The 4004-nt window shown below is 73.6% G+C and carries 4 protein-coding genes and 2 pseudogenes; 3 read left to right on the forward strand and 3 right to left on the reverse strand.

Annotation, left to right across the window (positions count from 1 at the left end):
* The 3 genes and pseudogenes from KBX39_RS25290 to KBX39_RS33555 all read right to left on the reverse strand — a co-directional run.
* Positions 1-375: NAD(P)/FAD-dependent oxidoreductase (locus KBX39_RS25290; RefSeq protein ID WP_210872853.1), on the reverse strand; the 375-nt coding region annotated here is incomplete at its 3' end.
* A 106-nt stretch (positions 376-481) separates the two neighbouring features.
* Positions 482-1024 (reverse strand): annotated as a pseudogene (locus tag KBX39_RS25295) (rhomboid family intramembrane serine protease); the annotation flags it as partial.
* Positions 1025-1327: 303 nt separating this feature from the next.
* Positions 1328-1498 (reverse strand): annotated as a pseudogene (locus tag KBX39_RS33555) (multiprotein-bridging factor 1 family protein); the annotation flags it as partial.
* Positions 1499-1796: 298 nt separating this feature from the next.
* Between KBX39_RS33555 and KBX39_RS25305 the strand changes: the two are divergent.
* The 3 genes from KBX39_RS25305 to KBX39_RS25315 form a co-directional block, all read left to right on the forward strand.
* A complete protein-coding gene (locus tag KBX39_RS25305) occupies positions 1797-2174 on the forward strand; it encodes a cupin domain-containing protein (RefSeq protein ID WP_064445565.1) in 378 nt (125 codons plus the stop codon).
* On the forward strand, positions 2167-3531 hold the full coding sequence (locus KBX39_RS25310; RefSeq protein ID WP_113972993.1) for a class I tRNA ligase family protein: 1365 nt from the start codon (positions 2167-2169) through the stop codon (positions 3529-3531). The genes KBX39_RS25305 and KBX39_RS25310 overlap by 8 nt, the downstream gene beginning before the upstream one ends.
* Positions 3524-4004: FAD-dependent oxidoreductase (locus KBX39_RS25315; RefSeq protein ID WP_210872855.1), on the forward strand; the 481-nt coding region annotated here is incomplete at its 3' end. The genes KBX39_RS25310 and KBX39_RS25315, both read left to right, overlap by 8 nt.

Consider the following 4004-nt stretch of genomic DNA (forward strand, 5'->3'; position numbering starts at 1 on the left):
CAACGGCCGGGGCGTGAAGCTGCCGAGCCCGCCGGTGACCAGCACCGCGCCGCAGCTCAGCTGCTCGCCGCCGGCCAGGCCGAGCACCGGCCGGCCGTCGAGGTAGGACAGCTTTTCCGCGCGTACGCCGAGCTGGTAGTCGGGGTGGAACGGCGCGGCCTGGGCGACCAGGTTCGCGACCAGCTCGCGGCCCTTGATCGCGGGAAAGCCGGCGACGTCGAGGATCAGCTTCTCCGGGTACATGGCGGTGATCTGACCGCCCGGCTCGGGCAGCGCGTCGATGACCGACACGGAGAGCCCGCGGAATCCGGCGTAGTAGGCGGCGAAGAGCCCTGCGGGACCGGCCCCGATCACGGCGACATCGACCTCGCGCATGGCTCACCGTCACTTTCCGCTTCGGGATCAACCCTCGCTGATGCCGAAACGGTAGGCGGGCGGGTGGCCGCGGGCAAGCATGTCCCGGGGTCTGATCAACGCGCCGTCAGGGCAGCGTCATCCTCGGTGAGCCGAGGTGGTCGGTGTCGCCGGTGTCCCTGCGGCGGCGGAACAGGATCGCCGCCACGACGCCGCCGAGCAGCCCGAACAGATGGCCCTGCCAGGAGACGCGCTCGTCGGTGGGGAGGATGCCGAGCAGCTGCCAGCCGTAGAGCAACCCGACGAGCAGGCCGACGGCGAAGTTCCACCAGCTCCGCTCGACGACGCCCCGGGTGAGCAGGATGCCGAGGTAGCCGAAGATGACGCCGCTGGCGCCGACCACCACCGAGTTGGGTGAGCCGGTGAACCAGACGCCCAGGCCGCTGACCAGGATGATGACGGCGGTGGACCAGAGGAACCGGCGGGTGCCCGCGGCGAGCACGAACGTGCCCAGCAGGATCAGCGGGATGCTGTTGCTGTAGAGGTGGTTCCAGCCGGCGTGCAGGAACGGCGAGAAGAAGACACCGTCCAGGCCCTGGATCCGCTGCGGGATGATGCCGGCGGTGTAGTCGAGGCCGAGTCGCAGGCCGACGTCGAGCGCCTCGATGAGGCCGGCGAGCGCCTCCGCGGGCGCCACCGCCGGCCGGCGCGAGTCGCTTCCGCCGAGCTGGACGTGCAGCACCCCGTCGACGAACCGTGCGGCGGACCGGTGGGCCCAGCGCAGCGCCAGCGCCGTCTTGCCGATCCCGGAGCGTCCGGACAGGACGCAGACCACCACGCTGGACATCCGCCGCGGTCCGCCGTCGAGCAGCCGGTCGAGTTGCCGTAGTTGTGCCGAACGGCCGGTGAAGCCGGGAATCTCCAGCGGCAACTGCATGGGGCGGATCCGGGCCGGCGCCGGGTGGGCCGGCAGGCCGAGCACGTCGCGCAGCAGCCGCACTGTCGCCGGGCGCGGGCGGGTCACCCGCGACGACTCCAGGTTGCGGATGCTCCGGACGCTCAGTCCGGTGCGGGCGGCCAGTTCCTCCTGAGTCAGGTTGGCTCGTCGCCGAGCGGTAGCAATTTCGTCACCCAACGTATCCATGTAGCCGATCACAGCGTCGTCTCCGTACCGGTTCTGGTGGATTCGTACAGGCGGACCACCGCTGCGCGGCCACTGAGCGGGCAATCAGTAGCGCCATTGCCGGTGATCTGCCGGTGTAGCTCCTGTTGGCCAGCCGAGGTTAGGTCCACAGTGGGTCCGACGCTATCGACCGAAGTCGAATTGCCACTCCGGCAGGCGGTTGGCTCTGCGTCGCAGAAGCACCACTTCCGGTCACTCTCCGCAAACCCAGATCCGTCCGGCGCGCCCGACGGGCATCGCGCCGACCAGGAGGACGAACATGCGAAGGTACGTCAGCGACACCGCCGAGCTCACCGACGAGTACGGCATCCAGATCGGCCGCTGGACCCAGTACCGCGATCTCGGCCCGTTGCCGTTCGACGCCATGTGGTGCGTGATCCCGCCCGGCGGCAGCAGCACCGAGGACGTCCACCCCGAGGTGGAGTTCGCCGTGGTGACCCGCGGGACCGCCATCTACGAGGCGGGCGGCGAGAAGGTCGAGGTGCCGACCGGCGGGGTGATCCTGCTCGAACCCGAGCAGCGCCACGTCATCCACAACCCCTCCCCCGAGCAGCCGCTGACCATCCTGAGCGTCTACTGGATGCCGCGCCCCGAGACCGGCCGGACGGACGCGGGCGACGGGACCGGCCGTGGCTGACGATCCGGCCGGGCGGGGCGCGGTGCTCCTGGTCACCCCGCCGCCCACCCCTAACGGTCCGCTGCACCTCGGGCACCTCAGCGGCCCGTACGTCGCCGGGGACGTGGCGGCCCGCGCGCTGCGCGCCGCCGGCCGGCGGGTGGTGACCCAGTGCGGGCTGGACGCCCACCAGAACTACGTGCTCGCCCGGGCGGAGGCGAACGGCGAGACGCCGGCCGACACGGTCGCCCGCTACGGGTGGCTGATCCACGCCGCGTTGCGCGCCGCGCGGATCCGGTACGACGTGATGGCCGACCCACTGGCCGACGAGGCGTACCGCCGGGCGGTGGCCGGCCTGCTCACCGAACTGGTCGAGGCGAAGGTGGTCGAGGTCGCGCCGGTGTCGCTGCGCGCCTGCGCGGCCTGCCGGCGGACCCTGCACCACGTGCGGGTCGCGGGGCGCTGCCCGGCCTGCGGGGCAGGCGCGAACGGCGGCACCTGCGAGGGGTGCGGCGGTTTCTGCAGCGCCGCGAACCTGGTCGACGCGCGGTCCACCTGTTGCGACGCGCCACCGGAGCCGGTCACCCACACGGTGCCGGTGCTGCGGCTGGACGAGCACCGGGAACGGCTCGCCGGGTTCTGGTCCGGGGCGGTGTTACCGCCCCGGCTGCGCCGGCTCGTCGCGTCGTACCTCGACGGCGGGCTGCCGGAGGTGCCGCTGGCGTACCCGACGGACTGGGGCATCGAGTGGGACGACGGCCTGCGCATCGACGTCTGGGCCGAGATGGCCCTGGCCAACCTGCTGCTGCCCGCCCGCCACCTGCGGCCGGACGCGGACACCCTGGCCGGGTACCTCGACGCGTGGCGGGACGTGGGCGAGCAGTGGATCTTCCTCGGGGTGGACAACGCCTTCTACTACGCGCTGCTCATCCCCGCCCTGCACCTGGCCGCCGGGCTGCCCGACCGGCCCACCGGCCTGGTGGTGAACGAGTTCTACCGGCTCACCGGCGCGAAGTTCTCCACCAGCCGGGGCCACGCGATCTGGGCGCACGAGTTCCTCGCCGACGAGGACCCGGCCGTGGTGCGGGCGTTCCTGAGCTGGGACCGGCCGGACCGCTACGAGTCGGACTTCCGGCCCGAGGTGTACGAGGCGTTCAAGGCGCGCTACGCCGCCACGCGCGCCGGGGCCGTACCCGGTCTGGACGGTGTGCTCGCCGACGTCGAGCTGACCCGGGGTGAGCAGGCCCTGCGCCCGGCGCACTTCGACAGCGCCACCGTCGTCCGGGCGGCGCTGGCCGCGTACCCCGGTGACCCGGACCGGGCGGCCCGCCTGCTCGACGTCGTCGGCGGCGCGGAACCGGCGGCCTCCGGTGGGTGAGCCCCGCGTGCTCGTCGTCGGCGCGGGCCTCGCCGGGGTCCTGCTCGCCCGGCGGCTGCGGGACGCGGGCGCCGAGGCGGTGCTGGTCGGCCCGCACGGCGGCGGTCCGGGCGGCGGGCACGCCGACGCCACCGCCGCCTCCGGTGGCCTGGCACGCGCCTTCGAGCCCGATCCGGCCGCCCGGGCCCTGGCCACCGCGAGCCTCGCCGAGCTGTGGGACGACCCGGCGCTCGCCGCGGCCGCCGGGTGGCGGGCCACCGGCTCGCTCTACCTGCTCGACGCCGTCGACGCCGGTGCGGCGGCCGGCGTGGCCGGGGCCGAGGTGCTGACCCGCGACGAGGTCTCCCGGCGGTTCGGCTTCGACCGGCTCCCGGACGGCACGGTGGGGGTCTGGGAACGCCGGGCCGGCCACCTCGACCCGGACCGGTTGCGCCGCAGCGTCCTGCGGGGCCTGGACCGGACCGAGACCACGC

Source organism: Micromonospora sp. D75 (assembly GCF_018070405.1).
GTDB classification, from domain to species: Bacteria; Actinomycetota; Actinomycetes; order Mycobacteriales; family Micromonosporaceae; genus Micromonospora; species Micromonospora chalcea.